Origin of the sequence: Paraburkholderia guartelaensis (assembly GCF_004353905.1) — a bacterium.
Classification (GTDB): Bacteria; Pseudomonadota; Gammaproteobacteria; order Burkholderiales; family Burkholderiaceae; genus Paraburkholderia; species Paraburkholderia guartelaensis.
This window is the reverse complement of sequence record NZ_SMOD01000003.1, coordinates 378,147-402,773: the sequence shown is the minus strand read 5'-3', so window position 1 is coordinate 402,773 and position 24,627 is coordinate 378,147. Positions and strand designations below refer to the sequence as shown.

21 protein-coding genes are annotated in these 24,627 nt (G+C 63.7%); 14 read left to right on the top strand and 7 right to left on the bottom strand.

Annotated features, from left to right (window positions below):
- Window positions 1-195: 195 nt before the first annotated feature.
- The 3 genes from E1N52_RS06305 (at window position 196) to E1N52_RS06295 (ending at window position 3,230) form a co-directional block, all read left to right on the top strand.
- Window positions 196-972, top strand: a complete 777-nt coding sequence (locus E1N52_RS06305; RefSeq protein WP_133181176.1) for an ABC transporter substrate-binding protein — start codon at window positions 196-198, stop codon at window positions 970-972.
- Between the two features lie 97 nt (window positions 973-1,069).
- Complete coding sequence (locus tag E1N52_RS06300; protein ID WP_133181174.1) at window positions 1,070-2,185, top strand: succinylglutamate desuccinylase/aspartoacylase family protein; 1,116 nt, start codon at window positions 1,070-1,072, stop codon at window positions 2,183-2,185.
- Between the two features lie 349 nt (window positions 2,186-2,534).
- A complete protein-coding gene (locus tag E1N52_RS06295; RefSeq protein WP_133181172.1) occupies window positions 2,535-3,230 on the top strand; it encodes a phosphatase PAP2 family protein in 696 nt (231 codons plus the stop codon).
- A gap of 43 nt (window positions 3,231-3,273) precedes the next feature.
- Here the strand turns inward: E1N52_RS06295 and E1N52_RS06290 are convergent, their stop codons facing one another.
- The 3 genes from E1N52_RS06290 to E1N52_RS06280 are packed head-to-tail and all read right to left on the bottom strand — an operon-like array spanning window position 3,274 to window position 7,724.
- Window positions 3,274-4,716: an aldehyde dehydrogenase family protein gene (locus E1N52_RS06290; protein WP_133181170.1), complete on the bottom strand. Its 1,443-nt coding sequence runs from the start codon at window positions 4,714-4,716 to the stop codon at window positions 3,274-3,276.
- A 23-nt stretch (window positions 4,717-4,739) separates the two neighbouring features.
- Window positions 4,740-5,918, bottom strand: coding sequence for a fumarylacetoacetate hydrolase family protein (locus tag E1N52_RS06285; RefSeq protein ID WP_133181168.1), 1,179 nt, complete (start codon window positions 5,916-5,918; stop codon window positions 4,740-4,742).
- 21 nt (window positions 5,919-5,939) lie between these two features.
- Window positions 5,940-7,724, bottom strand: coding sequence for an IlvD/Edd family dehydratase (locus E1N52_RS06280; RefSeq protein WP_133181166.1), 1,785 nt, complete (start codon window positions 7,722-7,724; stop codon window positions 5,940-5,942).
- Between the two features lie 324 nt (window positions 7,725-8,048).
- Between E1N52_RS06280 and E1N52_RS06275 the strand changes: the two genes are divergently transcribed.
- From E1N52_RS06275 to E1N52_RS06265, 3 genes are all read left to right on the top strand, one after another.
- Complete coding sequence (locus tag E1N52_RS06275; RefSeq protein WP_133181164.1) at window positions 8,049-9,401, top strand: MFS transporter; 1,353 nt, start codon at window positions 8,049-8,051, stop codon at window positions 9,399-9,401.
- 306 nt (window positions 9,402-9,707) lie between these two features.
- Complete coding sequence (locus tag E1N52_RS06270; RefSeq protein WP_133181162.1) at window positions 9,708-10,490, top strand: substrate-binding periplasmic protein; 783 nt, start codon at window positions 9,708-9,710, stop codon at window positions 10,488-10,490.
- Window positions 10,491-10,498: 8 nt separating this feature from the next.
- Complete coding sequence (locus E1N52_RS06265) at window positions 10,499-13,246, top strand: bifunctional diguanylate cyclase/phosphodiesterase (protein WP_133181161.1); 2,748 nt, start codon at window positions 10,499-10,501, stop codon at window positions 13,244-13,246.
- A gap of 22 nt (window positions 13,247-13,268) precedes the next feature.
- On the opposite strand, the gene E1N52_RS06260 is transcribed toward E1N52_RS06265, so the two are convergent.
- Both E1N52_RS06260 and E1N52_RS06255 read right to left on the bottom strand, forming a co-directional pair.
- Window positions 13,269-14,174 (bottom strand): SDR family NAD(P)-dependent oxidoreductase, encoded by a 906-nt coding sequence (locus tag E1N52_RS06260; protein ID WP_133181159.1) that lies wholly within the window; start codon window positions 14,172-14,174, stop codon window positions 13,269-13,271.
- 40 nt (window positions 14,175-14,214) lie between these two features.
- Window positions 14,215-14,967 (bottom strand): SDR family oxidoreductase, encoded by a 753-nt coding sequence (locus E1N52_RS06255; RefSeq protein WP_133181157.1) that lies wholly within the window; start codon window positions 14,965-14,967, stop codon window positions 14,215-14,217.
- A 117-nt stretch (window positions 14,968-15,084) separates the two neighbouring features.
- Between E1N52_RS06255 and E1N52_RS06250 the strand changes: the two genes are divergently transcribed.
- Complete coding sequence (locus tag E1N52_RS06250; RefSeq protein ID WP_133181155.1) at window positions 15,085-15,999, top strand: LysR family transcriptional regulator; 915 nt, start codon at window positions 15,085-15,087, stop codon at window positions 15,997-15,999.
- 13 nt (window positions 16,000-16,012) lie between these two features.
- On the opposite strand, the gene E1N52_RS06245 is transcribed toward E1N52_RS06250, so the two are convergent.
- Window positions 16,013-16,936, bottom strand: a complete 924-nt coding sequence (locus E1N52_RS06245; protein ID WP_133181153.1) for a LysR family transcriptional regulator — start codon at window positions 16,934-16,936, stop codon at window positions 16,013-16,015.
- Window positions 16,937-17,046: 110 nt separating this feature from the next.
- On the opposite strand from E1N52_RS06245, the gene E1N52_RS06240 reads away from it, so the two are divergent.
- From E1N52_RS06240 to E1N52_RS06230, 3 genes are read left to right on the top strand one after another with little or no spacing between them, the layout of a single operon-like run.
- Entirely contained in the window at window positions 17,047-18,279 is a 1,233-nt protein-coding gene (locus E1N52_RS06240) for an MFS transporter (protein ID WP_133181151.1), read from the top strand.
- 49 nt (window positions 18,280-18,328) lie between these two features.
- On the top strand, window positions 18,329-19,135 hold the full coding sequence (dkgB, locus tag E1N52_RS06235; RefSeq protein ID WP_133181150.1) for a 2,5-didehydrogluconate reductase DkgB: 807 nt from the start codon (window positions 18,329-18,331) through the stop codon (window positions 19,133-19,135).
- Window positions 19,136-19,185: 50 nt separating this feature from the next.
- A complete protein-coding gene (locus tag E1N52_RS06230; protein WP_133181149.1) occupies window positions 19,186-19,614 on the top strand; it encodes an SRPBCC family protein in 429 nt (142 codons plus the stop codon).
- 16 nt (window positions 19,615-19,630) lie between these two features.
- Here the strand turns inward: E1N52_RS06230 and E1N52_RS06225 are convergent, their stop codons facing one another.
- Window positions 19,631-20,770, bottom strand: a complete 1,140-nt coding sequence (locus E1N52_RS06225; RefSeq protein ID WP_133181148.1) for an iron-containing alcohol dehydrogenase — start codon at window positions 20,768-20,770, stop codon at window positions 19,631-19,633.
- A gap of 174 nt (window positions 20,771-20,944) precedes the next feature.
- On the opposite strand from E1N52_RS06225, the gene E1N52_RS06220 reads away from it, so the two are divergent.
- The 4 genes from E1N52_RS06220 to E1N52_RS06205 all read left to right on the top strand — a co-directional run bounded on the left by E1N52_RS06220 (window position 20,945) and on the right by E1N52_RS06205 (window position 24,607).
- Window positions 20,945-21,880 (top strand): LysR family transcriptional regulator, encoded by a 936-nt coding sequence (locus E1N52_RS06220; RefSeq protein ID WP_133181147.1) that lies wholly within the window; start codon window positions 20,945-20,947, stop codon window positions 21,878-21,880.
- A 116-nt stretch (window positions 21,881-21,996) separates the two neighbouring features.
- Window positions 21,997-22,518, top strand: coding sequence for a 2,4'-dihydroxyacetophenone dioxygenase family protein (locus E1N52_RS06215; RefSeq protein WP_133181145.1), 522 nt, complete (start codon window positions 21,997-21,999; stop codon window positions 22,516-22,518).
- Window positions 22,515-23,252 (top strand): SDR family NAD(P)-dependent oxidoreductase, encoded by a 738-nt coding sequence (locus E1N52_RS06210; protein WP_133181143.1) that lies wholly within the window; start codon window positions 22,515-22,517, stop codon window positions 23,250-23,252. The genes E1N52_RS06215 and E1N52_RS06210 overlap by 4 nt, the downstream gene beginning before the upstream one ends.
- 53 nt (window positions 23,253-23,305) lie before the next feature.
- Entirely contained in the window at window positions 23,306-24,607 is a 1,302-nt protein-coding gene (locus tag E1N52_RS06205) for an MFS transporter (protein ID WP_133181141.1), read from the top strand.
- Window positions 24,608-24,627: the final 20 nt, after the last annotated feature.

Here is a 24,627-nt window from a genome sequence, read left to right as displayed (position 1 = left end):
CTCCCGCCCTTCCTTCGCGCGTGCAACGCGCACGTGACAGCGCGTTTACACCTTCCGCCAGCAAAAACCCTAGTTGTCTCAGTATGTGAGAGCCGTTATTTTGTCTATACAACACGGCTGACGTGACAGCCCGCTGTTGACCATGCCGCCATCCGTCACGGCGGCGTCGAAAGACATACTGGAGACTCCACGTCAATGAAGAAGTTTGCCCTGTGCATTGCGATGCTCGCCGTCGCCACCTCGGTCTGCGCGAAGGATTGGACCACGGTCCGTTTTGGCGTGGACGCAAGTTATCCCCCGTTCGAATCGAAGAGCACGGACGGCAAGCTGGTCGGCTTCGACATCGACGTCGGCAACGAAATCTGCAAGCGCATCAACGCGAAGTGCGTTTGGGTGGAAAGCGAATTCGACGGCATGATTCCGGCGCTCAAGGCGAAGAAGTTCGACGCCGTGCTCTCCTCGATGTCGATGACGCCGCAGCGCGAAGCGCAAATCGCATTCTCGTCAAAGGTCTTCCACACGCCTAGCCGTCTCGTCGCGAAGAAGGGTTCGAGCCTCCAGCCCACGGCAGATTCGTTGAAGGGCAAGACGGTCGGCGTCGAGCAGGGAACGACCCAGGAAGCCTACGCAAAGGCCAATTGGGCGCCGAACGGTGTGAAGATCGTGCCTTACCAGGATCAGGACCAGGTCTATGCGGACCTGCTTTCGGGCCGTCTCGACGCCGCGCTGCAAGACGCCGTGCAGGCCGACCTGAGCTTCCTGAAGACCCCGCGTGGCGCAGGCTTCGCGTTCACGAACGGCGAACTGAGCGATCCCAGCGGCATCCTCGGCAACGGCGCCGCCATCGGCTTGCGCAAGGACGACACCGACCTGAAGGTGAAGATCGACAAGGCACTCGCGGACATGCTCAAGGACGGCACGTACAAGAAGATCGAATCGCGCTACTTCGCATTCGACGTGTACGGCTCCTGAACCTGACCGGAGCACACTATTAGCGACGAAGGCGCGGGACACTCCCGCGCCTTTTGCCCTTTCCGCTGCCCGAAACTCTCCCCGTCCTCACGCCATCATGCAAATTCAAACCCATCCGCTCATTTCGCCGGCGCTCGGCACCGCGCGGCACCTCACGAGCTTCCACTACGGCCCCACCGGCGCGCAGAAGATCTACATCCAGTCGTCGCTGCATGCCGACGAACTGCCGGGCATGCTGGTCGCCTGGGCGCTGCGCCAACGCCTTGCCGCGCTCGAGGCCGCAGGCAAGCTGCGCGGCGAGGTCGTCGTCGTGCCCGTGCCCAATCCCATCGGCCTCAATCAGCGCCTGCTCGGTCAGTTGCTCGGCCGTTTCGAAAGCGGCACCGCGGCCAACTTCAACCGCCACTTCCACGATCTCGCCGAACTCGTGCTCCCGCGTGTCGGCGCTCGACTGAGCGGCGACGCCCAGCAGAACGTGGCCGTTGTGCGCGCGGCGATGCGAGAGGCGCTCGACGAACAGACGCCCACCACCGAACTCGGCTCGCAGCGTCTTGCCCTTCAGCGCCTGTCGTACGACGCCGATGTCGTGCTCGACCTGCATTGCGACTTCGAAGGCGCGCTGCACCTCTACACGAACCCCGACCTGTGGGCCGATGTCGAGCCGCTCGCACGCTATCTCGAAGCGAAAGCGTCGCTCTTCGCGCTCAATTCGGACGGCAATCCCTTCGACGAGATTCACAGCTTTTGCTGGTCCGCGCTGCGCGAGCGCTACGGCGAGCGCTTTCCGATTCCCAACGGCGCGGTTTCCGTGACGATCGAGTTGCGCGGCCAGGCAGATGTGAGCTACGAGTTTGCCGAACGCGACGCGAACGCCATCATCGACTACCTCACGCATCGCGGCGTAATCGAAGGCACGCCCGCTCCGCTGCCTCCTCTCGAATACGCCGCCACGCCGTTCGCGGGCGCCGAAGCGCTCATCGCGCCGGCTTCCGGCGTGCTCGTGTTCCGCACGCCGGTTGGCGTGAGAGTGGAACCTGGTCAGCCGATTGCCGATGTGGTCGATCCGCTGACCGATCGCGTCGTCACGATCACGAGCTCCGTGACCGGCATGCTGTACGCGCGGCAACGCACGCGCTTCGCCACGGCGGGAATGGAGGTGGCGTGGGTGGCAGGCGCCACGCCGCTGCGCAGCGGCTCCCTGCTGCCCGACTAGGCGATGAAACTGTAGCGATAGAACCGGGCAAATCGCCCGAAATGATGTGGGGTCATGCCCGAAAACGGGCACCTTCGTGCACTCAGTTCGTTTGGAAACGAAACGATGTGTGACGGGGCGTAACAGCAGACGAGCATGCGCACCGCAAGGGACGATGCCTGCCGCTGCAGCGCAGTGAGGGCGGGAGCAAGTGCGATTTACACTTGCTTTCGATTCTTTACCTATGCGCGCTGAGTTGAAACTTACGATTGCAAGCGCCTGGAACATCGGGCCCCAAGGCGGCCGGAGACCTCCGTTTCCGGTCGCCTTGCTCATTCGTAAATAAAGTCAGCGGAATGGCCCACAATAAATGAACAGCTTCGATACCGTCATTCTGGGAGCCCTCACACAAGTCGATCTGCCGCCACTGCTCAATCATGCGATCCGGGTGATGGTGGGACTTTATACATTCAAGGGCTATTTCCTCATCCCGCTCATCTGGTGGATCTGGTTCCAGCCGAACGAACGGCGCGAGTGGCGGCGCGAGATGATGATCGCCACGGTGGCCAGCGGCCTGATCGCGCTCGCAGCGGGACGCCTCCTCGCGCGCTTCCTGCCGTTCCGGCAGCGGCCGCTCTTCAATCCCGATCTGCATCTGCATTTCGCCTCGTCGTCGCTGCGGGCGGCCGGGCTGACCGACTTCAGTTCGTTTCCGAGCGATCACGCCATGCTGTGGGTGTCGATTGCGATGGGGATCTTCCTGGTATGGCGTGTGGTCGGCGCGCTGGTGATGTTATATGTGGTACTAATCATCTGCTTGCCGCGTGCGTATCTGGGCTACCACTACCCCACGGACTTGATCGCGGGCGCCATAATCGGCGTGGTGATTACCTGGCTGATGACGCGCGATGCCGTCAGGAAGCGGACCGCCGAACCCGCTCTGCGCCTGATGGTGCGCTTTCCCGGGGCGGCCGCCGCATTCACATTTCTCGTGTGTTTCGAACTGGTCACGCAGTTCGACGACCTGTTGCGGCTCGCCCACTCCGTGGTGCACGGCATGATCTGAAAACCGGCGCGGGCGGCGTCTTCAGTTCGCCGCCCGCGCGGCTTCACACTGCGCCCGGATTGACGTACGCCGTCTTGACCGTGGTGTAGAACTCGCGAGCGTAGCTGCCTTGCTCGCGCGGGCCGTAGCTCGACCCCTTGCGTCCGCCGAACGGTACGTGATAGTCCACGCCCGCCGTTGCGGTGTTCACCATCACCATGCCGGCCTGCACATGGCGGCGGAAATGGTTGGCATAGCTGAGCGAGGTCGTGCAGATGCCAGCCGACAAACCGAACTCCGTGTCGTTCGCCACGGCTAGCGCCTCGTGATAGTCCTTCACCTTGATCACCGAGGCGACGGGGCCGAACACTTCTTCGCGGTTGATGCGCATTTGCGCAGTCGTGCCGGTGATCAGCGCGGGGGCAAGGAAATAGCCGCGCGTGGCGCCTTCCACGCGCTCGCCGCCGTACACCTCGCCGCCCTCTTCACGCGCGATCGCAATGTAGCGTTCGTCCTGCTGAAGCTGCTTGTCGTCCACCACGGGCCCGATATGCGTGCCGTCCGCGAGCGCGTCGCCCGTCTTCAGCGTTTTCATGCGGGTCTTCATCGCTTCGATAAAGCGGTCGTGAATGCCTTCGGTCACGATGAGGCGGCTCGACGCCGTGCAACGCTGCCCCGTCGAGAAGAATGCGCCGTTGATACAGGCTTCCACGGCGACGTCGAGATTGGCGTCGTCGAGCACGACCATGGGATTCTTGCCGCCCATTTCCAGCTGGAACTTCTTGCCCGTTGCGAAGCACTTCGCGCCAATCGCGCGGCCCGTCGGCACCGAGCCCGTGAAACTCACGGCATCGACATCGGGCGAGCTGACGATCGCGTCGCCCACCACCGAACCGCGCCCCATCACGAGATTGATGACGCCGGCCGGCGCGCCCGCTTCCGCAATGATCTTCACGAGTTCCCACGTGCTGCCCGGCACGAGGTCGGCGGGCTTGATGACGACCGTATTGCCATAGGCCAGCGCGGGCGCGATCTTCCAGGCGGGAATGGCGATCGGAAAATTCCAGGGCGTAATGAGGCCGATCACGCCGATCGGCTCGCGCGTCACCTCGACGGTCATGCCCGGTCGCACCGAAGGCACGATTTCGCCGCCAAGGCGCAGCGCCTCACCTGCGAAAAACTTGAAGATCTGCGCGGCGCGGCCCACCTCGCCGATGGCCTCGGGCAGCGTCTTGCCCTCTTCGCGGGCGAGCAGGCGGCCCAGCTCGGCCTTGCGCGCGAGAATGACGCTGCCCACCTGGTCGAGCAAATCGAAGCGTTGCTGCGGCGTGGAGAGCGACCACTGCGCAAAGGCCTTGCGCGCGGCGGCGATGGCGTCGCGCGTCTGCGCGTCGTCCGCCTGCGCGAACTCGCCGATCGCGTCGTCGAGATTGGAGGGGTTGACGTTGGTGGATGCCGTGGCGCCGCGCACCCACTGGCCGCCGATGTAATTGTCGAACTGGTTCATGTCGCGTTTCCTGATTCAGTGGCTCACAGCAATCCGCGCGAAGCCAGATTGCGATAGAGCGCGCGCACGCCGAAGGTCCACGGCGCGAGTGCCGTGCTCAATTGCACGGTGTTGATCAGCGCGCCGAGTTCCGGCGCGGAGATGGTGACCTTGTCGCCGAGGTGGTGCGTAAAGCCGCCGCCTTGTGTGTCGCGGTCCTTGATCGGCGAGAACATGGTGCCGAGAAAGAGCATGAAGCCATCGGGATACTGGTGATGCGGGCCCCACGTCTGCGCCACGAGGTCAGCCGGGTCGCGGCTGATTTCGCTCATATGGCTGACGCCTTCCAGGACAAAGTCATCGTCCGTGCCCTCCACGCGCAGCGCGACGCTCGTCTTGCGCACCGTGTCGAGGCTGAACGACGCGTCGAACAGACGCACGAACGGGCCGATCGCGCACGAGGCGTTGTTGTCCTTGCACTTGCCGAGCAGCAGCGCCGAACGGCCTTCGATGTCACGCAGATTGACGTCGTTGCCGAGCGTCGCGCCGACGATCTCGCCGCGGCTGTTCACGGCCAGCACGATTTCCGGCTCGGGGTTGTTCCAGACCGAAGCGGCCAGCAGGCCGACATCCGCGCCAAAGCCCACCGCCGACATGGGCTGCGACTTCGAAAACACTTCCGCGTCGGGCCCGATACCCACTTCCATGTACTGGGACCACGCGCCGCGCCGCTCGAGTTCCGCCTTGAGCTTCATCGCTTCTTCCGAGCCCGGCTTGATCTTCGAGAGATCGGTGCCGATCGTGGCCGCGATGGTTTCGCGCACTTCCTGCGCTTTCGCAGGATCGCCGCCCGCCTGCTCTTCGATCACGCGCTCGATCAGGCTCACCGCGAACGTCACGCCGCAGGCCTTGATGGCTTGCACGTCATTGGGCGCGAGCAGACGCAGCGCGGGCTCCACGCTGCCGGGCAGATTCGCTTCGATCAGTTTTTCCACCGGGCCGAGCGATTCGCCGCTCACCGTGCGTGCAAAATGCGCGAGGTCCTCGCGGTCGAACAGATCCGCGGTAGTCGGCGCGCTGGCCGTGATATCGATGACTTCCCCGTTGCGCACGAGCACGACGGAGGGGCCTTCATGCTCGCCTGCCTTGCGCCACACGCGGCCGACGAGCAGCGCCTGCCCGACATCGCCGGGAAGCCAGTTTGAGGGGGTGTTCGAGGTCATGGTGCGTCCAATGGTCCGTGGTTAGTGCGAATGGCGCGGGTTGCCGCGCTCGGCGATGACTTTCAGATAGAGCGTGGCCGGTTCGAGGCACCCGCCCGTGGATAGTTGCCCCACCGTCTTGCGGTAAAGCTCCTGCCACGGCGTCTGTGCAGGCGGCACTTCGAAGTGCGCCGTTTCGCGGCGGCGCGCCAGCTCGGCTTCGTCGACCAGCACGTTCACGCTGCGCGCATTCAGGTCCACGCGAATGCGGTCGCCCGTTTGCAGCAGCGCGAGGCCGCCGCCCACCGCCGCCTCGGGCGACATGTTCAGGATCGACGGGCTCGCCGACGTACCGCTCTGGCGGCCATCGCCCAGCGTGGGCAGCGACGTGATGCCCTGACGCACCAGTTCCGCAGGCGGCGCCATGTTCACCACTTCGGCGCTGCCCGGATAGCCCACCGTGCCGGTGCCGCGAATCACGAGAATGCAGTGCTGGTCGATTTCGAGCGACGGATCGTTGATGCGCGCGTGGTAGTCCTCGGGACCGTCGAACACGATCGCGCGCGCTTCGAAGGTATTTTCCGCGCCCGGCTCGCTCAAATAGGTTTGCCGGAAGGCGTCGCCGACCACCGACATCTTCATGATCGCCCTGTCGAAGAAGTTGCCCGAAAGCACCATGAAGCCTGCGCCATGCTTCAGCGGGTCATCGGTTGTCCTGATTACTTCGCGATCGGGCTCGGGCGCGCCGTCGGCAATGGCGCCAATGGTGCGGCCCGATACCGTGAGGCATTCGCGGTGCACGAGCCCCGCGCGATCGAGTTCGCGCAGCACGCCCGGAACGCCGCCCGCGCGGTGGAAGCTCTCGCCCAGATATTCGCCAGCCGGCATGCAGTTCACGATGAGCGGCACCTGTTCGCCCACGCGTTGCCAGTCTTCGAGGCTCAGCTCGATGCCCATGTGCCGCGCGATCGCAATGAGGTGCGGCGGACAATTGGTGGACGCACCCAGCGCGGAGGCCACGACGATGGCATTCTCGAACGCCTCTTTCGTCATGATGCGCGAAGGACGCATGTCATAGCGCACGAGGTCGACGATGCGCTTGCCCGTTGCGTACGCCATCTGGCCGCGCTCGCGGTAAGCCGCCGGAATGCTGGCGCAGCCGGGCAGCGACATGCCCAGCGCTTCGGCGAGGCTGTTCATCGACAGCGCCGTGCCCATCGTGTTGCAGTGGCCGATGGAGGGCGACGAAGCCGTGGTGAGCTCCATGAAACCCTCGTAGTCGATCTCGCCTGCCGCCAGCAGATTGCGCGCATGCCAGATGACCGTGCCCGACCCGACACGCTGGCCGTTATGCCAGCCGTCGAGCATCGGGCCGCCCGACAGCACGATGGCGGGCATATCGACCGTTGCTGCGGCCATCAGGCAAGCAGGCGTGGTCTTGTCGCAGCCCGTGGTCAGCACGACGCCATCGAGCGGGAAACCGTGAAGAATTTCGACCAGACCCAGATAGGCCAGGTTGCGGTCGAGCGCCGCCGTGGGCCGGCGGCTCTGCTCGGCAAGCGGATGGACCGGGAATTCCATCGGGATGCCGCCCGCGTCCCGAATGCCCGCCTTCGTGCGAGCCGCAAGCTCGATATGGTGACGATTGCAGGGGGCGAGATCGCTCCCCGTTTGTGCAATGCCGATGATGGGGCGGCCCGATTGCAGCTCTTCCCGGGTCAGACCGTAGTTCATGAAGCGCTCGACATAAAGCGCGGTCATGTCCGCATGGGCCGGGTCGTCGAACCATTCCTGGCTGCGCAGGCGCCGTACGTTGGGCTGGGTCATATCACTCACTCCGTTATTCCTTGTCTCGACGATGCGGCGCGCAGGTTCACGCCATTTGTTATCGGTAACATTTCTGGATATTAGCACTTTGCGCTCTCCCTGTGCACCAGGTGAGACCACGCGTTTTCCCGACCTCGGCACCGGCGTCCGACTTGCCGTGGCGCCTCGTCTCATGCTAATTTAGCGCCCGCTGTGTTACCGATAACAAAACAGTGCGCTGTTCACAGCCAGCGCAGAGATCCAGCAAGCACACCACGCAGTTCGTGGAATCGCCTCCCCTTCAGTGGGACCGTTAAAAGGCATATGTGAAAGGAGACACATCGCATGCCCACCCTGACCCAGATTGCGGACTCGCCGGCCGCCGTCAACGAAGCCGAAGAACTGCTGTACCGCAAGGTACTGAAGCGCATCTTGCCGCTTCTGCTTCTGTGCTATGTCGTCGCCTACCTCGACCGCGTGAACGTCGGCTTTGCCAAGTTGCAGATGCTCGATTCGCTCGGCCTGAGCGACAGCATCTATGCCATAGGCGCAAGCATCTTCTTCTGGGGATACTTCCTCTTCGAGATGCCGAGCAACCTGCTCCTTCACCGCTATGGCGCGCGCTTCTGGATCGCGCGCATCATGGTGACGTGGGGCATCGTGTCTTCGTCGCTCGCCTTTATCGCACCGCTCGCGAGCTTCTTCCACGTGCAAACCTCGACGATGTTCTACATCCTCCGGTTTCTGCTCGGCGTCTGCGAAGCGGGCTTTTTCCCCGGCATCATTCTTTACCTGAACTACTGGTTTCCGGCGCGTCGCCAGAGCGTCGCGATGTCGGGGTTCCTGATCGCCATTCCGGTGAGCCTCACGCTCGGCGGGATTATCTCGGGGTGGCTCATGGAAAACACGCATGGACTGTTCGGCCTGGGCGGCTGGCAGTGGATGCTGTTGCTCGAAGGCATTCCGTCGATTCTCGTCGCCTTCGTGGTGCTGCTGCGCATGGGCGACGGCATTCAGTCGGCGAAATGGCTGAGCGCCGCCGAAAAAGCCGTGCTGCAAAAGAATCTCGAACAGGAAAGCGCGAAGAAAACGCATAGCGCCGTGGCGGCGCTGAAAAGCCCGCGCGTCTGGCTGTTGACGTTCATTCTGCTGACCTTCAATACCGGCTTCTATGGCCTGGCGTTCTGGCTGCCTTCCATCATCAAGGCTTCCGGCGTGAAAAGCACGTTCAATATCGGCTTGCTGACCGCCATTCCCTATCTCAGCGCCGTAGTCGCCATGATCTGGAATGCGTCGCACTCGCGCAAGACGGGCGAGCGCCGGCTGCATGCGGCCATTCCGGCCTGTATTGGCGGCGTCGGCCTGATTCTGAGCGCACTCTTCGCGCACAACGTGCCGGTTTCAATCGTATTCCTGACTATCGCCACCTGTGCGATCCTCGGGCTCATGCCGATTTACTGGACGTTCCCGGGGCAGATTCTCTCCGGCACGGCAGCCGCAGCGGGTATTGCGCTCATCAACTCGGTCGGCAATCTGTCCGGCTTCACGGGTTCCATGATCACCAGCGTGGCGAAGGACCTGACCGGCGACATCAACAACGGCACCTATGCGCTGGGCGCGTGTCTGCTCGTGAGCTGCGTTCTCATTCTGTCGATTCCGAAAAGCATGCTGAGCCGCGACCCGGTGGAAGAGAACTGAGCGTTATGCGAATCGGCTAAATCGTCCGTTTCGAAGGCCACCTTCTGCCACCTTCCGGCTGAGCCTTCCTTACACGATCCCATTTTTGACAATTGCGTCGGCCTTGCGCCGGCGCTTTTTTTTGCCTCTGCGGTCTGGCGGGCACGGGCAGTCGTTCTGCATCAACACCTTGGCGCCCGCACAAAAAGCGTGCAAAAAAAACAATTGGAATTGTCTCAAGAATTGCAGCACGCTGCCGATAAGACGTGAAGACTGTTTTCCGCCCGATTCACGGCCATCGGGCCATTGACAAGCAACGGAGACGCTGTGATTCGAAACTGCCTTGGAGGCTTGCTGCTCGCGCTCGGTTGCGTTGGCACCGCGGTTGCCGCGGGACCCGACTGCTCGCGATCATTTACGCTCGCCTTACACGATCACGGGCTGCTCTACTCCGTCGACACGGACACAGGCATCGACAAGGACTTCGCCGATGCCCTGGCGCGGCGCAGCGGCTGCCAGATCCGCGTGAGCCTGATGTCGCGCGCGCGCATCTGGAAACTGATCGAATCCGGCGCGCTCGATTTCAGTCTTTCGGGCATTGCCAACGAAGAACGCAATCAATACGCGGATTTTGCCTGGTACTTCAGCAACAAGTACTATCTGCTGGTTCGCAAGGATTCGGGCATTCATCAACTGGCCGATTTCGAGCACAACGACAAGTTTCAGCTCGGCGTGATCCGTAGCTTCCGCTATAGCGAGTCCGCCAACCGGCTGGTCGATTCGCTCTCGGCCGAAAACCGCGTGAGTCAGGCCGGGGGCCTCGAGCCGCTTTACCAGGCGCTGATCCTTGGCCGCATTCAGGGAATGATCATCGAGCCATTCGATTATCCGGCCATCGATGAAGCGAAGATTCGGAGCGTGACCAATATCGTGGAGTTCGACGATCCCCCCATTCCGCATGGGCTCATCATGTCGAAGAAGGCGCTTTCGGCCGAGGAGCGGGACAAGTGGCGCGCCCTCGTCAACGAAATGATCGCCGACGGCACGGTGCGGCGCATATTCACGAAGTATTTCAAGCCTGACCTCGCCGACTCGATGGTCCCCTTCTAGACGCCGCCATGACCCGGACGCGCCTCGTTCTGCTCCCGCTACTGGTTCTCGCCGCCGCGCTCAGCGTGACATGGGCGCTCTGGAACCACGAGCGGGAAGCGGCCCGCCACGAATTGCTCACGCAGTTCGACTTCTCGCTCGGCGACGTCGTGAGCCGCATCGAGCAGCGCATGGGCACATACGAGCTGTTGCTGCGCGGCGTGCAGAGCCTGTTTGCCGCCAGCGGAGAAGTCGATCGCGACGCGTTCCGCGCTTACGTCAATTCACTCAATCTCGACGCCAACTTTTCCGGCATCCAGGCCATCGGCATCATCGCCTGGGTGCCGCAAACGCAAAAGGCCGCGCACATCACGGCCATGCAGCAGCGCGGCTTGCCAGGCTACGCGATCGAGCCCGCCGGTCCGCGCGCGAATTACGCCCCCATCATTCAGCGCGAGCCGTATATCGGCGCCAATCGCGCCGCGCCCGGCTTCGACGCCTGGATCGATCCGGTGCGCCGACGCGCCATGGAGCAGGCGCGCGACACCGGCATGGCGACCATTTCCGGCAAGGTGCGCCTCTCGGTGGACACCGATCCCGGCGCCGATCCCGGCTTCGTGATGTACATGCCGGTCTACGCACGCGGCCAGGCGCCGGAAAACGCCACTGAACGCCAGGCGCAGCTCGTCGGCTGGGTCTATGCGTCCTTTCGCATGCACGACGTCATTGCGAGCCTTTACGGCGAGGAACCGCCCGGCCTCTCGGTCTCCATCTATGACGGCGTGGAATCGTCGCCGGAGGCGTTGCTCTACAGAACGTCGGGCGCCCCCGCCCATCACCTGCCCAGCGATCTTTCGGCGACCGAATATCTCGTCGTCTGCGGACACGACTGGATGCTCAAGCTGATGGCGCGTGACGGCTTCAAAGCCCGTTTCGGCCGCGACGCGGCAACCCTCATCGCGATCACCGGCACGGGCCTGAGCCTGTTGCTCGCGCTGCTCACGCGCCTCATGATGACGGGCCGCAGCCGCGCGATACGGCTTGCCTCGTCGATGACGAAGGAACTGCGCGAAAACGAGGAAAAATTCCGCGCGATTGCAGACTGCACCGTCAACTGGGAAATCTGGTGGTCGCCGGAAGGCAAGCCGCGCTGGATCAACTCGGCGGTGGAGCAGTACATCGGCTACACCGTCGACGAGTGCATGGCCATGAGCGATTTCGCCTGCACCGTGATCTATCCGGACGACGCCTCCTACGTCGCGCCCGAGTTCCGCGGCGCGCAACTGGGCTCACGCGGCGACAACCTGGAGTTTCGCTGCGTGCGCAAGGATGGCTCGCTCATGTGGCTCTCCGCATCGTGGGTGCCGATTACCGACTCCAGGGGCGAATTCATCGGTTTCCGTACGAGCGGGCGCGACATCACCGAGCGCAAGATCGCCGACCAGCGCATCAAGGAACTGGCCTTCTACGACGCGCTCACAGGCTTGCCCAATCGCACGCTGCTGCTCGACAACCTGAAGGACGCCCTGACCGACAGCGCGAGGAACGGCACGAGCGGCGCCCTGCTGTTTATCGATCTCGATCACTTCAAGACACTGAACGACACGCTGGGTCACGACAAGGGCGACCTGCTGCTGCAGGAAGTGGCGAAACGCCTGGCGGCGAGCATACCCGCGGGCGACACCGTGGCGCGCGTGGGCGGCGACGAGTTCGTCGTCGTAGTGGGGAATCTGAACCCCACTCCCTGTGAAGCGGCCCGCCAGGCCGAGGCGCTGGGCGAGCGGATTCTCGCCGTGCTCGGCAATCCTTATCGACTCGACGACATCGACTACCGCAGCACGGCGAGTATTGGCGCAACCGTATTCAAGGGCTTCCAGGCATCGACGGACGACCTCATGAAGCAGGCCGACCTCGCCATGTACAAGTCGAAGGAGCGCGGACGCAACGCAGTGCGCCTCTTCGACCCCGACATGCAGACGGTCGTGGTGGAGCGTGCCGCGCTCGAAGCGGCGCTGCGCGATGCCATCGAAAACGACGAATTCGTGCTTCACTACCAGATGCAGATCGACCGCGACCGCGTCACCGGCGTCGAGGCGCTGGTGCGCTGGCGTCATCCCCTGCGCGGGCTCGTGTATCCGGCCGACTTCATTCCCATGGCCGAAGAAACCGGGCTCATCGCCGAACTGGGCAGCTGGGTGCTGCGCGCGGCCTGCACCCAGCTGGCGCGCTGGGCCACGCAGCCCTACACCGAGCATCTGACCATTGCGGTCAACGTCAGCGTGCAGCAGCTGCACCAGCCGGACTTCGTGCAAAGCGTGCTGGCCACGCTCGAACAGACTGGCGCGAGAGCGGACCGGCTGAAGCTCGAGTTGACGGAAAGCGTGCTGGTCAACAACGTGCAAGAGATCATCGAGAAAATGGAGGCGCTGAAGGCGAACGGCATCGTCTTCGCGCTCGACGACTTCGGCATCGGCTATTCGTCGCTTTCGTATCTGAAGCGCCTGCCGCTCGCTCAACTGAAGATCGACCGCTCATTCGTGCGCGATGTTCTCGTCGACCCGAACGACGCCGTGATCGCCCGCACCATCGTGGCGCTTGCGCACAGTCTGGGTCTCGGCGTGATCGCCGAAGGGGTCGAGACCGAGGAGCAGCGTGCCTTCCTCGCCTCGGCCGGATGTTACGCGTATCAGGGCTATCTCTTCTGCCGCCCGATTCCCGTCGAGGAGTTCGAAGCGGCATTGCGCGGACTCGAGGCGCCGGAGTGCATCGCCGAGTAAGCGCGCCTCGCCGCTTCTCGCATCACGCGTCGCCATGCGGGCGCGGCGCGAGCAGGTCGGACATGCCCACGCGATGCAGCATCTCCGCCCTCACGCGGTCCAGTACGGCAAAGCCGACGTCCGCACCGTCCTGGGTCGGGTCTATGTGCACCCGGAACGGCCGCTTCCCGAAGGGAGCATCGACCACATCGACGATGGCCTCGGCCACGAGGCCCACGTCGGCTTCTGGCGGCACGATGGCGGCGAACGCCTTCTGGATCTGCTCGCCGAACCCGGCATAGGGGCCGGCTTCATAAGCCGCGACCACGCCCTTGTCTTCCGGGCTGCCCGCATGCGCAAAGTGATTCGTGCCCGAGGTAAACGCGCCCGGCACGATGATCGACGTTTCGATGCCCCAGCGCGAAAGCTCGCGCGCGTACTGAACGGCAATCGCGTCCATGGCGGCCTTCGCCGCGAAATACGGCGCGAGGTAAGGCGGCGTGCCGCCTGCGGAACTGCTGCTCGACACCCACACCACCAGACCCTCCCGCCGCTCGCGCATGTGCGGCAGCACCGCGCGGTTCACCCGCTGCGTGCCCAGCACGTTGATGTCGTACAGGTGCGCATACTGTTCCGGGCTGAACGCTTCGGCCGGCCCGAAGGCCATGTGGCCCGCGTTGTGGACGATCACATCGATACGCCCGCTTTCGGCGATTACGCGGGCGATGCCCGCATCCACGGACGCCTGCGACTGCACGTCGAGTTCGACGGTGCGCAGAGCCACGCCGTTGTGCTGTGAGAATTCGGCCATCTGTGCGACGACCGGAGCGTTGCGCCCGGCGGTCGCGCGCATCGACGCGTAGACGGTATGGCCGGCGTTGGCGAGTGCTGCGGCGGCGAGGCGGCCAAAACCGCTGGATGCGCCGGTAACGACAATGATCTTCTTCATGACGGGCTCCTTGTTCGTAGTGGAACGCGTGATCAGGACATCAAACGATGCCGCCGTTTACGCGGATGGTTTGACCGTCGATCCAGCCTGCGCCGCTGCCGACGAGGAACGAGACCACCTCGGCGATGTCGTCCGCCTGACCAAGCCGCTCGAGCGGCGGCATCTTCGCGAGGCGCTCGATCTGCTCGGGCGTCTTGTCCTTGAGAAACAGTTCGGTTGCGGTAGGTCCGGGGGCAACCGCATTCACGGTGATATTGCGGCCGCGCAGTTCCTTGGCGAAGATGTTGGTCATCGCTTCCACGCCGGCCTTGGTGGCGGCGTACACCGAGTAGCCCGGCAGCGCGAGCGCCTGGATGCTGCTCGAAAAGTTGACGATGCGGCCGCCCTCGCGCAGCTTCTTCGCGGCAATGCGCAGCGTATTGAAGGTGCCCTTGAGGTTGATCGCGACGAGCCGGTCGAACAGCGCGTCGTCGGTATCGGCCAGATTGACGAGGCCCGGCTGCATGATGCCCGCGTTGTTCACCACGATATCCACGCCGCCAAAGAGCGTAATGGCCTGGTCGAACATCGCGGCCACCTGGGCGGGCACGGCCACGTCTGCCTGAATCGCCGCGGCGCGACCGCCTGCAGCCTTGATTTCCTCCACGACCGCATTCGCGTCCGCCGCGCGGCCGGCGTAGTTGACGATGACTGCGACGCCTTCGCCGGCGAGGCGTCTGGCGATCGATGCGCCGATACCGCGGGAAGCGCCGGTAACGATCGCGACTTTGCTGGCGTTGGCTTGCGTGCTCATGGTGACTCTCCGTTTCGGTTGGGTGGCTGATGCAACGTGATGCGATGGGTGCATCTTCCCGCCAGGCAACGTTCGACGGTAGCCGCATAGCCAGAATATCGGTTATGCTCCCCGCGTATGACCATCTTCAACGACCTGAGCCTGCTGCAGGCCTTCGTTGCCATCGTGGAGAGCGGCAGCATCTCCGCGGCGGCGCGCAAGCTGAATCTGAGCCAGCCCACGCTGAGCCGCCAGTTGCGCTCACTCGAAGATCAATGCGGCGCGGCGCTGCTGCGGCGCGACACACACCGCATGAGCCTCACGGAAGTCGGCCACCAGTTCCTTGCCGACGCACAGGCGCTGCTCGCGCTCGCCGAGGAGGCCGGGCAGCGCATGCGGCGCGATCAGAGCGCGCTGAGCGGCAATATCCGCGTGTTCTCCACGATCGACTTTGGCCAGTCCGTGGTGAGCCGGATGATCAGCAGCTTTATTCAGGTGAACCCGGCAGTGAGAATGGAACTGGCGTATTCGAACCGCCCGCTGCACATGATCGAAGAAGGCTGCGACGCGGGTATCGTCGCTGGCGCGCTCACTGACGATCGTGTCGTTGCGCGCTCGCTGGGCGAGATCCGGCGCTATCCGGTCGCCTCGCCTGCCTTCCTCAAGGATCACAAGCTCGCCAGCAAGCCGGAAAGTCTCCAGGCCTTACCGTGGATCGCACTTTCAAGCCGGCAATTCGGCGGTTCGAGAGATGTCACGCTGTATTCGGGGGCGGCAACGCATACGTTGCAGATCGAGCCCGTGATGATTTCGGAAGGGGTGACGAGCATGCGCGAGGCCGCGCGCATGGGGCTGGGCCTGGCCGTGTTGCCGGAATGGCTGATCGAAGAGGATCTGATCTCGGGCCGCCTCGTGCGCGTCTTGCCGAAATGGCACGCGAAACCGCTCGCCGCGCAAATCGTCTTTCCCGTGCAAAGGCGGCTGCCGCTGCGCGTGCAGGCCTTTATCGAATTCGCGACGGAATATATGACGACGGTTTTGAAGCCGCGATAACGCCTGGCGCCACTCACGCGCCCCGGCGCGGCGCCGGGCCGCCAAACTCTGTGGCGCGCACGGCCTCGACCAGATAATCGACGAACGACACGATGCGCGCCGAAATCGCCGTGTTGCGGTAGTACACGGCGTGAATGGGCTGCCGGACATCCTGCGTCTGACGCGGCAGCACCTGCACGAGGCTGCCGTTCGCGCGGTCCTGCGCCGTCATGAAATCCGAAAGACAGACGATGCCCACGCCCGCAAGCGCGAGTTGCCGCAAAGTCTCGCCGCTCGACGACCACACATCGGGCTCGATGCGCAGAGGCTCGCCATCGCCGCCGGTGAGCGGCCAAACGTTGAGCGCTTCGGGCTGAGTGAAGCCGAGCAGCGCATGCTTGCCTAGATCCTCCACGCGCGCAGGCCGGCCGTGCGCCGCCAGATACTGCGGGCTCGCGAGCACGCGGATGCGGCTATTGCCGATCAACCGGCTATGCAGCGTGGAGTCCTTCAGCCGGCCGATACGGATCGCCACATCGGTGCGCCGCTCCAGCAAGTCGATAATGCCCTCATTGCTGTTCAGTTCCAGTTCCACCTGCGGATAGCGCTCGCGATAGCCCTGCACGAGCGGCACGACCACGTGGAGCATGAAGGGCGACGCCGCATCCACGCGCAAACGCCCCGCCGGCATCTCGCGCCGCGCGAGCATCTGCTCCTCGGCGCCCTCCACCGACTCGATGATGGCCCGCGCGTTGTGCAGGAAGGCCTTGCCCTCCTCCGTAAGCTCCAGCCGCCGCGTGGTTCTGCGCAACAGCGTGGTTTTGAGCTTCTCTTCGAGCCGCGCGAGCGTCCTGCTCGTGGCGGACACCGTGAGATCCAGCTGTTGCGCCGCCGCCGTGATGGAGCCGCTGTCCACCACCGTGGCAAACGCCTGAAGTTCGTCCAGAGTGATCTTCATTCTTGATTTGAATTCAAAACACTATGGTTTATAGCCCAGTTTTTAGTCAAAAGTAAAACCCGCACAATGCAGCGGTCCCAACTCACCGATGCCCAACCAGGCACGAAGCCATGCTCGAACGCGACCTCAGTCTACCCGCCGCGGGCCGCCCGGCCCGCCAGCAGCAACCCGCCAACCCGCCGGCGAAGCGCGGCGCCGCCTTGCCGCTCCTTGCGCTCGCCGTTGGCGCATTCGGTATCGGCACGACCGAATTCTCGCCGATGGGCCTTCTGCCCGTGATCGCCGAGGGCGTGCACGTGTCGATCCCCAGCGCCGGCATGCTGATCAGTGCCTACGCAATCGGCGTGATGCTGGGCGCGCCGCTCATGACGCTCGCCCTCGCCCGCTGGCCGCGGCGCACCGCGCTCATGGCGCTGATGGGCATCTTCACGCTCGGCAACCTGCTTTCCGCCATCGCCCCCGACTACACCACGCTGCTGCTCGCGCGGCTCGTCACGAGCCTGAATCACGGCGCGTTCTTCGGCATCGGCTCGGTGGTCGCCGCGAGCTTCGTGCCGCGCGAGCGCCAGGCGAGCGCCGTCGCGACGATGTTCATGGGGCTCACCATCGCGAACATCGGCGGCGTGCCCGCGGCCACGTGGCTCGGCGAGACGATCGGCTGGCGCATGTCGTTCGCCGCGACCGCCGGGCTCGGCGCGCTCGCCATCGCCGGCTTGTGGGCCGCGCTGCCGAAAGGCGAGGCGGGCGAAATGCCCAACCTGCGCGCCGAACTCGGCGTGCTCACGCGCCCGGTGGTGCTGGGCGCGCTCGCGACCACGGTGCTCGGCGCGGGCGCAATGTTCACGCTCTACACCTATGTCACGCCCACGCTCACGCATCTCACGGGCGCGACGCCTGGCTTCGTGACCGCCATGCTCGTGCTGATCGGTGTGGGCTTTTCCATCGGCAACGCGCTGGGCGGGCGTCTCGCCGACCGCTCGCTCGACGGCACGCTGCTGGGTTTCCTCGCGCTGCTGATCGTCGTGATGCTCGCGTTCCCGGCGCTGGCCGCGACGCATGTGGGTGCGGCGGCTGCCCTGCTCGTGTGGGGCATCGCGACCTTTGCGGTGGTCCCCCCGCTGCAAATGCGCGTGATGCGCGCCGCTCACGAAGCGCCGGGGCTCGCCTCGTCCGTCAATGTCGGCGCGTTCAATCTCGGCAACGCGCTGGGCGCCGCCGCGGGCAGCGCGGCACTCTCGGCCGGCCTCGGCTACGGCGCGGTGCCGATCGTCGGGGCGCTCATCGCGCTTGGCGGCGTTGCGCTCGTCGTCGTCCAGATCGTCATCAATCGGCGCTCGCGTTAAATCATCATTTTCGATTAGGTAACCCAATCATTTTTCTGTGGAGAGCAACATGAGCAAGATTCCCGCATTCGGCCTCGGTACATTCCGCCTGCAAGGCCAGGTTGTCATCGATTCCGTGCGTAACGGCCTCGAAGTCGGCTACCGCGCCATCGACACCGCGCAGATCTACGGCAACGAAGCCGAAGTTGGCGAAGCGATCGCTGCTTCCGGCATTGCGCGCGACGATCTCTTTCTCACGACCAAGATCTGGGTCGATAACTACTCGCGAGAAAAGCTCGTGCCGAGCTTGAAGGAAAGCCTGCAGAAGCTGCGCACCGACGAAGTCGATCTCACGCTGATTCACTGGCCCGCGCCCAGCAACGGCGTGCCGCTCGAAGAATTCATGAGCGCACTGGCCGAAGCGAAATCACAAGGGCTCACGAGACAGATCGGTATTTCCAATTTCAATATCGAACTGACGAAGCAGGCCATCGCGGTGGTCGGCAAAGGCAACATCGCCACCAACCAGATCGAATTGAGCCCGTATTTGCAGAGCCACAAGCTCGTTGACTTCCTGAAGCAGGAAGGCATTCACGTGACGTCGTACATGACGCTCGCCTATGGCAAGGTGCTCGGCGATCCGGTCATCCGTGCGATTGCCGAACGCCGCCATGCCACGCCCGCTCAAGTCGCACTCGCCTGGGCGCTGCGCCTGAACTACTCCGTGATTCCCTCTTCGACGAAGCGCGAGAACCTGGCCAGCAACCTGCTCGCGCAGACCCTGGAACTGACGGACGACGACATGGCGCAGATCGCCGCGCTCGAACGCAACGGCCGTGAAGTGAGCCCCGCCGGCCTCGCCCCGCAGTGGGACTAAGGCGGGCTTGAAGCGTCGGCGGCAATTTCCTAAATTCGAAGGAAGAAATTATGGCTAACGTTAGTGTATCCATCGAAATCGCAGCGCCCCTCGAGTCGGTCTGGGCGATGCTCGGCGATTTCAACGGCCTGCCCGCGTGGCTCGAATTCGTGCGCTCGTCGCGGCTTTCGGACGGCGGCCGCATTCGTCACCTCGAAGCCATGGGCGGCGCGATCATCGTCGAGGAACTGCTCGAACACAGTGCGTCGCAAACGTTCTATCGCTACGCGATCGTCGAAGGTCCCGATCCCGTATCGAACTACGTGGCGACGCTTTCCGCCCGGCAAATCGATGCGGGCAGAACGGCCGTCACATGGGCGAGCCAATTCGAGCCGCGCGATGCCCATCAGGCCGCTTCGCTTGCCGGGCATTACGAGGTGCTGTATCGCGCGGGACTCGATCGCCTCAAGACGCTCACCGAAGCGCGCGCTTGCGCTTGACCGTAGCCGCGCCGTGTTACATCGACGATGCGAGCATGGCGCGGTAATCGTCTTCGGAGGCCTCGCGCGGATTGGTCTTGTGGCTGTGATCCTTGAGCGCACCCTTGATGATCTCGGGGAACATCTCAGCGTTCACGCCAAGCTGCGCGAGGCCCGTCGGCAAGCCGAGGCGCTCGGTCATCGTGCGCACGGCGGGCGCCACTTCGGCGCCGCTGCCTAGCCCCATCGCCGTCGCCAGACGGTTGAGCTTGCCTTCCTCGCGCACCGAAGGCGCTTCTTCGTTGAACCGCAGGACAGCCGGCAGAAAGATCGCGTTCAGCGTCCCATGATGCAAACGCGGGTTGATGCCGCCGAGCGAATGGCTCAGGCTGTGCACGCAACCCAAACCCTTCTGGAACGCAAGCGCGCCCTGCATCGACGCGCTCATCATGTTCAGCCGCGCCACGCGGTCGCCGCCATCGCGCGTCGCGCGCTCGATGTGGCGCCACGCGCGCCACAATCCATCCAGCGCAATGCCGTCCGCGGGAGGATTGAAGGCGGGCGCGAGGAAGGTCTCCATGCAATGTGCGATGGCATCCATGCCCGTCGCCGCCGTCAAAACGGGCGGCAAGCCCAGCGTGAGTTCGGGGTCGCAAATCGCCACACGCGGCACGACGTAAGGCGAGATCACGCCGACCTTGCGGCCATCGTCGAGAATCAGAATCGCGCCGCGCCCCACTTCGCTGCCGGTGCCCGCAGTCGTCGGCACGGCGATCACCGGGGCCGTCTTTGCCGTGATGTTGGCCGCGCCGCCTTCGATCACGGCGAAGCGTTGCAGCGGTCCTTCATGCGTAGCGCAAACGGCGACGCCTTTGGCGAGATCGATTGCCGAACCGCCGCCAACGGCAACGATGCCGTCGCATTCGCCGGCACGGTAGGCCGCCACGGCCTCGCGCACCGCCGCTTCGTTCGGATTGGGCGGGGTGCCGTCGTAGATCGTTGCAGGCGCAACGCCTTCCAGCGCGCCAAGCACGCTATCGATGATCCCAGCCGCGCGTACGCCCTTGTCCGTGACGATCAACGGCCGGCTGATGCCCACGCGTTCGCATTCGTTCTTGAGCAGACGAATGGCGCCAAAGTCGAACTGAATCTGCGTGACGTAGTTGATGAGGGCCATAGGATTGAGCTTCAGTTATAGTGAATTCGGCCGTTGTGGCTGCAATCGCTGGCAGCTGCAATTCGATTACCACATTTCAGCCGCAGAGTGCTATTGTTTTGGGCCAGTATAGGGAGACGCCCACTACGCGGTAATTGAGAAGATTTGATACAGCTATAACTTTTCCTCAACCCCATGACCCCGTCGCTCAATTCGATCATCTCCCGCCTCCATGTGAAGCAGCTCCGGCTCTTGATCGCCCTGGGCGATCACGGCTCGCTGCTGAAGGCCGCACAACAGGTCGCACTCACGCAGCCCGGCGCCAGCAAGGCATTGCAGGAGATCGAAACGACGTTTGGCACCCCGCTCTTCAATCGCACCAATCGAGGTCTGGAAGCCACCGAGGCCGGACACTGCGCGATCCGCTACGCGCGCCTGATCCACACCGATCTCACGCATTTGCGCGAGGAACTGGTCGGACTCTCGCGCGGGCGCGGCGGACGCGTCGCGGTTGGGGTCATCATGGGCGCGGTGCCGCTGCTGACCGATGCGATTTCCACGCTGATCGCAGCGCATCCGGAAATGTCGGTCGAGATCGTCGAAGACACGAGCGCAGCGCTCCTGAGCCAGATCGATGCGGGCAGGCTCGATCTCGCCATCTGCCGCACCACGGTCAGCCAGACGCCTCAGCACTATGAGAGCGTCAAGCTTCAGGACGAAACGCTCGCCGTGATCGCCAACGTGCGGCATCCGCTGCACCGCGCGAAGAAGCTCACGCTCAAGGACATGGAGAAGTATCGCTGGGTGGTCTACCGGGCGAACATGCCGATGCGGCTGTTGCTCGAACGCGAGTTTCGCGAGGCCGAACTGCGCTTTCCGATGCATCTGCTCGAAACGACCTCCGCGTTCGCTACGCTCGCGCTGCTGCAAGGCAATCCGTCGTTCGTCGCGCTGGTGTCCATCGACGTTGCGCAGTTCTTCGCCAGCCAGGAGATGGCCTGCATCCTGCCGCTGCGCCTCGCTTCCCGCAGTGAGCCTTATGAGCTGGTCACGCGCCAGGGTGCGCCGCTCTCGCCCGCGGCGCGGCTGCTCATCGAAGCGCTGTGCGACAAGCAGGGCATTGAAGTCTGAGGGACTCGCACCCGAACCCGGGGAAACCCTGGAATTGACCGAAATCAAATCCCTCCCGCACAATGAACCATATCGTGGACTTAACGTCCATATTATGGACATATTGAGAGCAACTGATGACGGACAAGACCTATTCCCCCATGACGCCGTATCAGCTTCCGTTCCCCAAGGAAGCGCAGCAGGAAATCGTCATTCCCCACGCCATTCCCACCGACGAGCGCGTGTGGGTGCCTCAGGCCGAGAACGTGTGGTTCCGCCCGCTGTGCCTGAACACGGCGCAGGGCTACTGGATGAATTTGCTGCGCGTGCGTAAATCAGGTGTCCTGAGCAGGCACCGGCACCCGCAGGCCGTTCACGGCATGGTGCTCAAGGGCCGCTGGCGCTATCTGGAGCACGACTGGGAAGCGACCGAAGGCAGCTACGTGTTCGAGCCGCCCGGCGAGACGCACACGCTTTACGTACCGGAAGACGTCGAAGAAATGATCACCTACTTCCAGGTCAACGGCGTGATGTTCTACTGCGATCCGTGGGGCAACTACACGGGCTATGAGGACGTGTTCACGAAGATCGACATGTGCCGCAAGCATTACGCGGCGGTGGGTCTTGGCGAGGATTACGTGGACCAGTTCATCCGATGACCCGCGCCCAGTACGATTTCGCGGGGCGTGTGGCCGTCGTGACCGGCGCAGCAGGTGGCATCGGCCGCGCGATCTGCAATGCGTTCGCGCGTGGCGGGGCACGCACGGTCAACTGGGACCGCGTGCCCGGCCCGCTGGATACGCAAGACGCGCCTCGTCACTTCGAAGCCGACGTCACGCGGCCGGAGACGATCGAAGCGGCGCTGGCAGCGACGCTCGCCGAATTCGGGCGCATCGACTACCTCGTGAACAACGCGGGTTTCGCCGGTTCGACCGTGCCGCTCGACGCGTACGATCCCGCCGAATGGCAACGCATCGTCGACGTCAATCTGGTGGGTACCTATCACGTTTGCCGCTTCGTGGTGCCCGCCATGCGCCGCGCGGGGTCGGGGCGCATCGTCAACGTGGCCTCGCTCGCGGGCAAGGAGGGCACGCCAAACGCGTCCGCCTACAGCGCGGCGAAAGCGGGTGTGATCGCACTCACCAAATCGCTTGGCAAGGAACTCGCGCAAACGGGCATTCTCGTCAACAGCATTGCGCCCGCTGCCGTAGAAACGCCGCTGCTCGCGCAGATGTCACCCGCCCACGTTCAGACGATGATCGACAAGAGCCCGCTCGGGCGGCTCGGCACCGTGGACGAAGTGGCCGACCTTGCGCTATGGCTTTGTTCGGATTCCTGTACGTTCAGCACCGGCGCAATATTCGATCTTTCCGGCGGCCGCGCCACGTACTGATACACGACGCGCCCAAAGACACCCACACGATAACAGCCAAAAGGAGACGACCCATGATCAAAAAATCGCAACGGCTCAAACGCACACAGACGATAGCCATCGCCTTTCTGACGATAGCGGGCATCGTGAACTATCTGGACCGCAGCACGCTTTCCATCGCCAATCATTCGGTGGCGGAGGAACTGCATCTGAACGCCTCGCAAATGGGCTTGCTGCTTTCGGCGTTCTCGCTCGCCTATGCGTTTGCGCAATTGCCGGTGGGCGCGATGCTCGACCGCTTCGGCTCGCGCGTGATGCTCGGGCTCGGCATGCTGGTGTGGTCGCTTGCGCAGGTCACGGGCGGATTCATTCAGACACTCAATCATTTTCTGGCGGCGCGCGTGGTGCTGGGCATCGCCGAAGCGCCGCTCTTTCCGGCGGGCGCCAAGGTGATTCATGAGTGGTTCGCCGTGCGCGAACGCGGCGCGCCAACCGGCACGTTCGTCTCCTCCTCGACCATTGCGCCGATGATCGCGCCGCCGCTGCTCACCGTGCTGATGCTCTCATTCGGCTGGCGTCCGATGTTCATCATCATGGGCGTGTTGGGTGTGCTCGTCTCGGTCGGCTGGTATGTGGTCTATCGCAACCGCGATCAGGTCACGTTGACGACTGAAGAAACGGCATGGCTCGAAGACGGCGCGACCGAAGCACCGAAAAAGAGCGCGCTGAGCTTCGCAGAGTGGGGCATGCTGCTCAAGCAGCGCAACACGTGGGGCATGATCTTCGGCTTCATGGGCGTGATCTACATGGTCTGGCTCTATCTCACCTGGCTGCCCGGCTATCTGGAGAAGGAGCGCCATATCTCCATCGCGCATACGGGCTGGCTCGTCGCCATTCCCTATGTGTTCGGCACGATCGGCATGGCCAGCAGCGGCTTTATTTCCGATTACCTGCTCAAGCGCGGCATGGCGCCCATCCGCAGCCGCAAGTGGCCGCTGTGCGTCGGGCTGATCGGCGCGGCGGCCTTTACCGTGCCCGCTGCCTACACGCCGAGCACGGCGCTCGCCATTACCTATGTTTCGGTTGCGATGTTCTTCGTCAACATGTCGAGCGGCGCGGCCTGGGCGCTCGTGAGCGTGGCGGCCCCCCGCCATCTCGTGGCGTCGCTTGGCAGCATGCAGAACTTCGGCGGCTATTTCGGCGGCTCGTTTGCGCCGGTCATCACCGGCATCGTGGTCGACCAGACGCATTCGTTCGTGAACGCCCTGCTCATCAGCGCAGCGGTGGCCTTCGCCGCCGCGTTCGTCTATCTCTTCGTCGTCAGGGAAGTCGTGCCTGAAAGCGAGCGCCGGGCGGCAGCGACTCAACCCACTTGATTTATCCATTCATTCGCACT

Bases quoted from the DNA above. Each gene is read 5' to 3' on its own strand.
- E1N52_RS06305 (WP_133181176.1), top strand. From the start codon at position 196: ATGAAGAAGTTTGCCCTGTGCATTGCGATGCTCGCCGTCGCCACCTCG.
- E1N52_RS06300 (WP_133181174.1), top strand. From the start codon at position 1,070: ATGCAAATTCAAACCCATCCGCTCATTTCGCCGGCGCTCGGCACCGCG.
- E1N52_RS06295 (WP_133181172.1), top strand. From the start codon at position 2,535: ATGAACAGCTTCGATACCGTCATTCTGGGAGCCCTCACACAAGTCGAT.
- E1N52_RS06290 (WP_133181170.1), bottom strand. From the start codon at position 4,716: ATGAACCAGTTCGACAATTACATCGGCGGCCAGTGGGTGCGCGGCGCC.
- E1N52_RS06285 (WP_133181168.1), bottom strand. From the start codon at position 5,918: ATGACCTCGAACACCCCCTCAAACTGGCTTCCCGGCGATGTCGGGCAG.
- E1N52_RS06280 (WP_133181166.1), bottom strand. From the start codon at position 7,724: ATGACCCAGCCCAACGTACGGCGCCTGCGCAGCCAGGAATGGTTCGAC.
- E1N52_RS06275 (WP_133181164.1), top strand. From the start codon at position 8,049: ATGCCCACCCTGACCCAGATTGCGGACTCGCCGGCCGCCGTCAACGAA.
- E1N52_RS06265 (WP_133181161.1), top strand. From the start codon at position 10,499: ATGACCCGGACGCGCCTCGTTCTGCTCCCGCTACTGGTTCTCGCCGCC.
- E1N52_RS06260 (WP_133181159.1), bottom strand. From the start codon at position 14,174: ATGAAGAAGATCATTGTCGTTACCGGCGCATCCAGCGGTTTTGGCCGC.
- E1N52_RS06255 (WP_133181157.1), bottom strand. From the start codon at position 14,967: ATGAGCACGCAAGCCAACGCCAGCAAAGTCGCGATCGTTACCGGCGCT.
- E1N52_RS06250 (WP_133181155.1), top strand. From the start codon at position 15,085: ATGACCATCTTCAACGACCTGAGCCTGCTGCAGGCCTTCGTTGCCATC.
- E1N52_RS06245 (WP_133181153.1), bottom strand. From the start codon at position 16,936: ATGAAGATCACTCTGGACGAACTTCAGGCGTTTGCCACGGTGGTGGAC.
- E1N52_RS06240 (WP_133181151.1), top strand. From the start codon at position 17,047: ATGCTCGAACGCGACCTCAGTCTACCCGCCGCGGGCCGCCCGGCCCGC.
- dkgB (WP_133181150.1), top strand. From the start codon at position 18,329: ATGAGCAAGATTCCCGCATTCGGCCTCGGTACATTCCGCCTGCAAGGC.
- E1N52_RS06230 (WP_133181149.1), top strand. From the start codon at position 19,186: ATGGCTAACGTTAGTGTATCCATCGAAATCGCAGCGCCCCTCGAGTCG.
- E1N52_RS06225 (WP_133181148.1), bottom strand. From the start codon at position 20,770: ATGGCCCTCATCAACTACGTCACGCAGATTCAGTTCGACTTTGGCGCC.
- E1N52_RS06220 (WP_133181147.1), top strand. From the start codon at position 20,945: ATGACCCCGTCGCTCAATTCGATCATCTCCCGCCTCCATGTGAAGCAG.
- E1N52_RS06215 (WP_133181145.1), top strand. From the start codon at position 21,997: ATGACGGACAAGACCTATTCCCCCATGACGCCGTATCAGCTTCCGTTC.
- E1N52_RS06210 (WP_133181143.1), top strand. From the start codon at position 22,515: ATGACCCGCGCCCAGTACGATTTCGCGGGGCGTGTGGCCGTCGTGACC.
- E1N52_RS06205 (WP_133181141.1), top strand. From the start codon at position 23,306: ATGATCAAAAAATCGCAACGGCTCAAACGCACACAGACGATAGCCATC.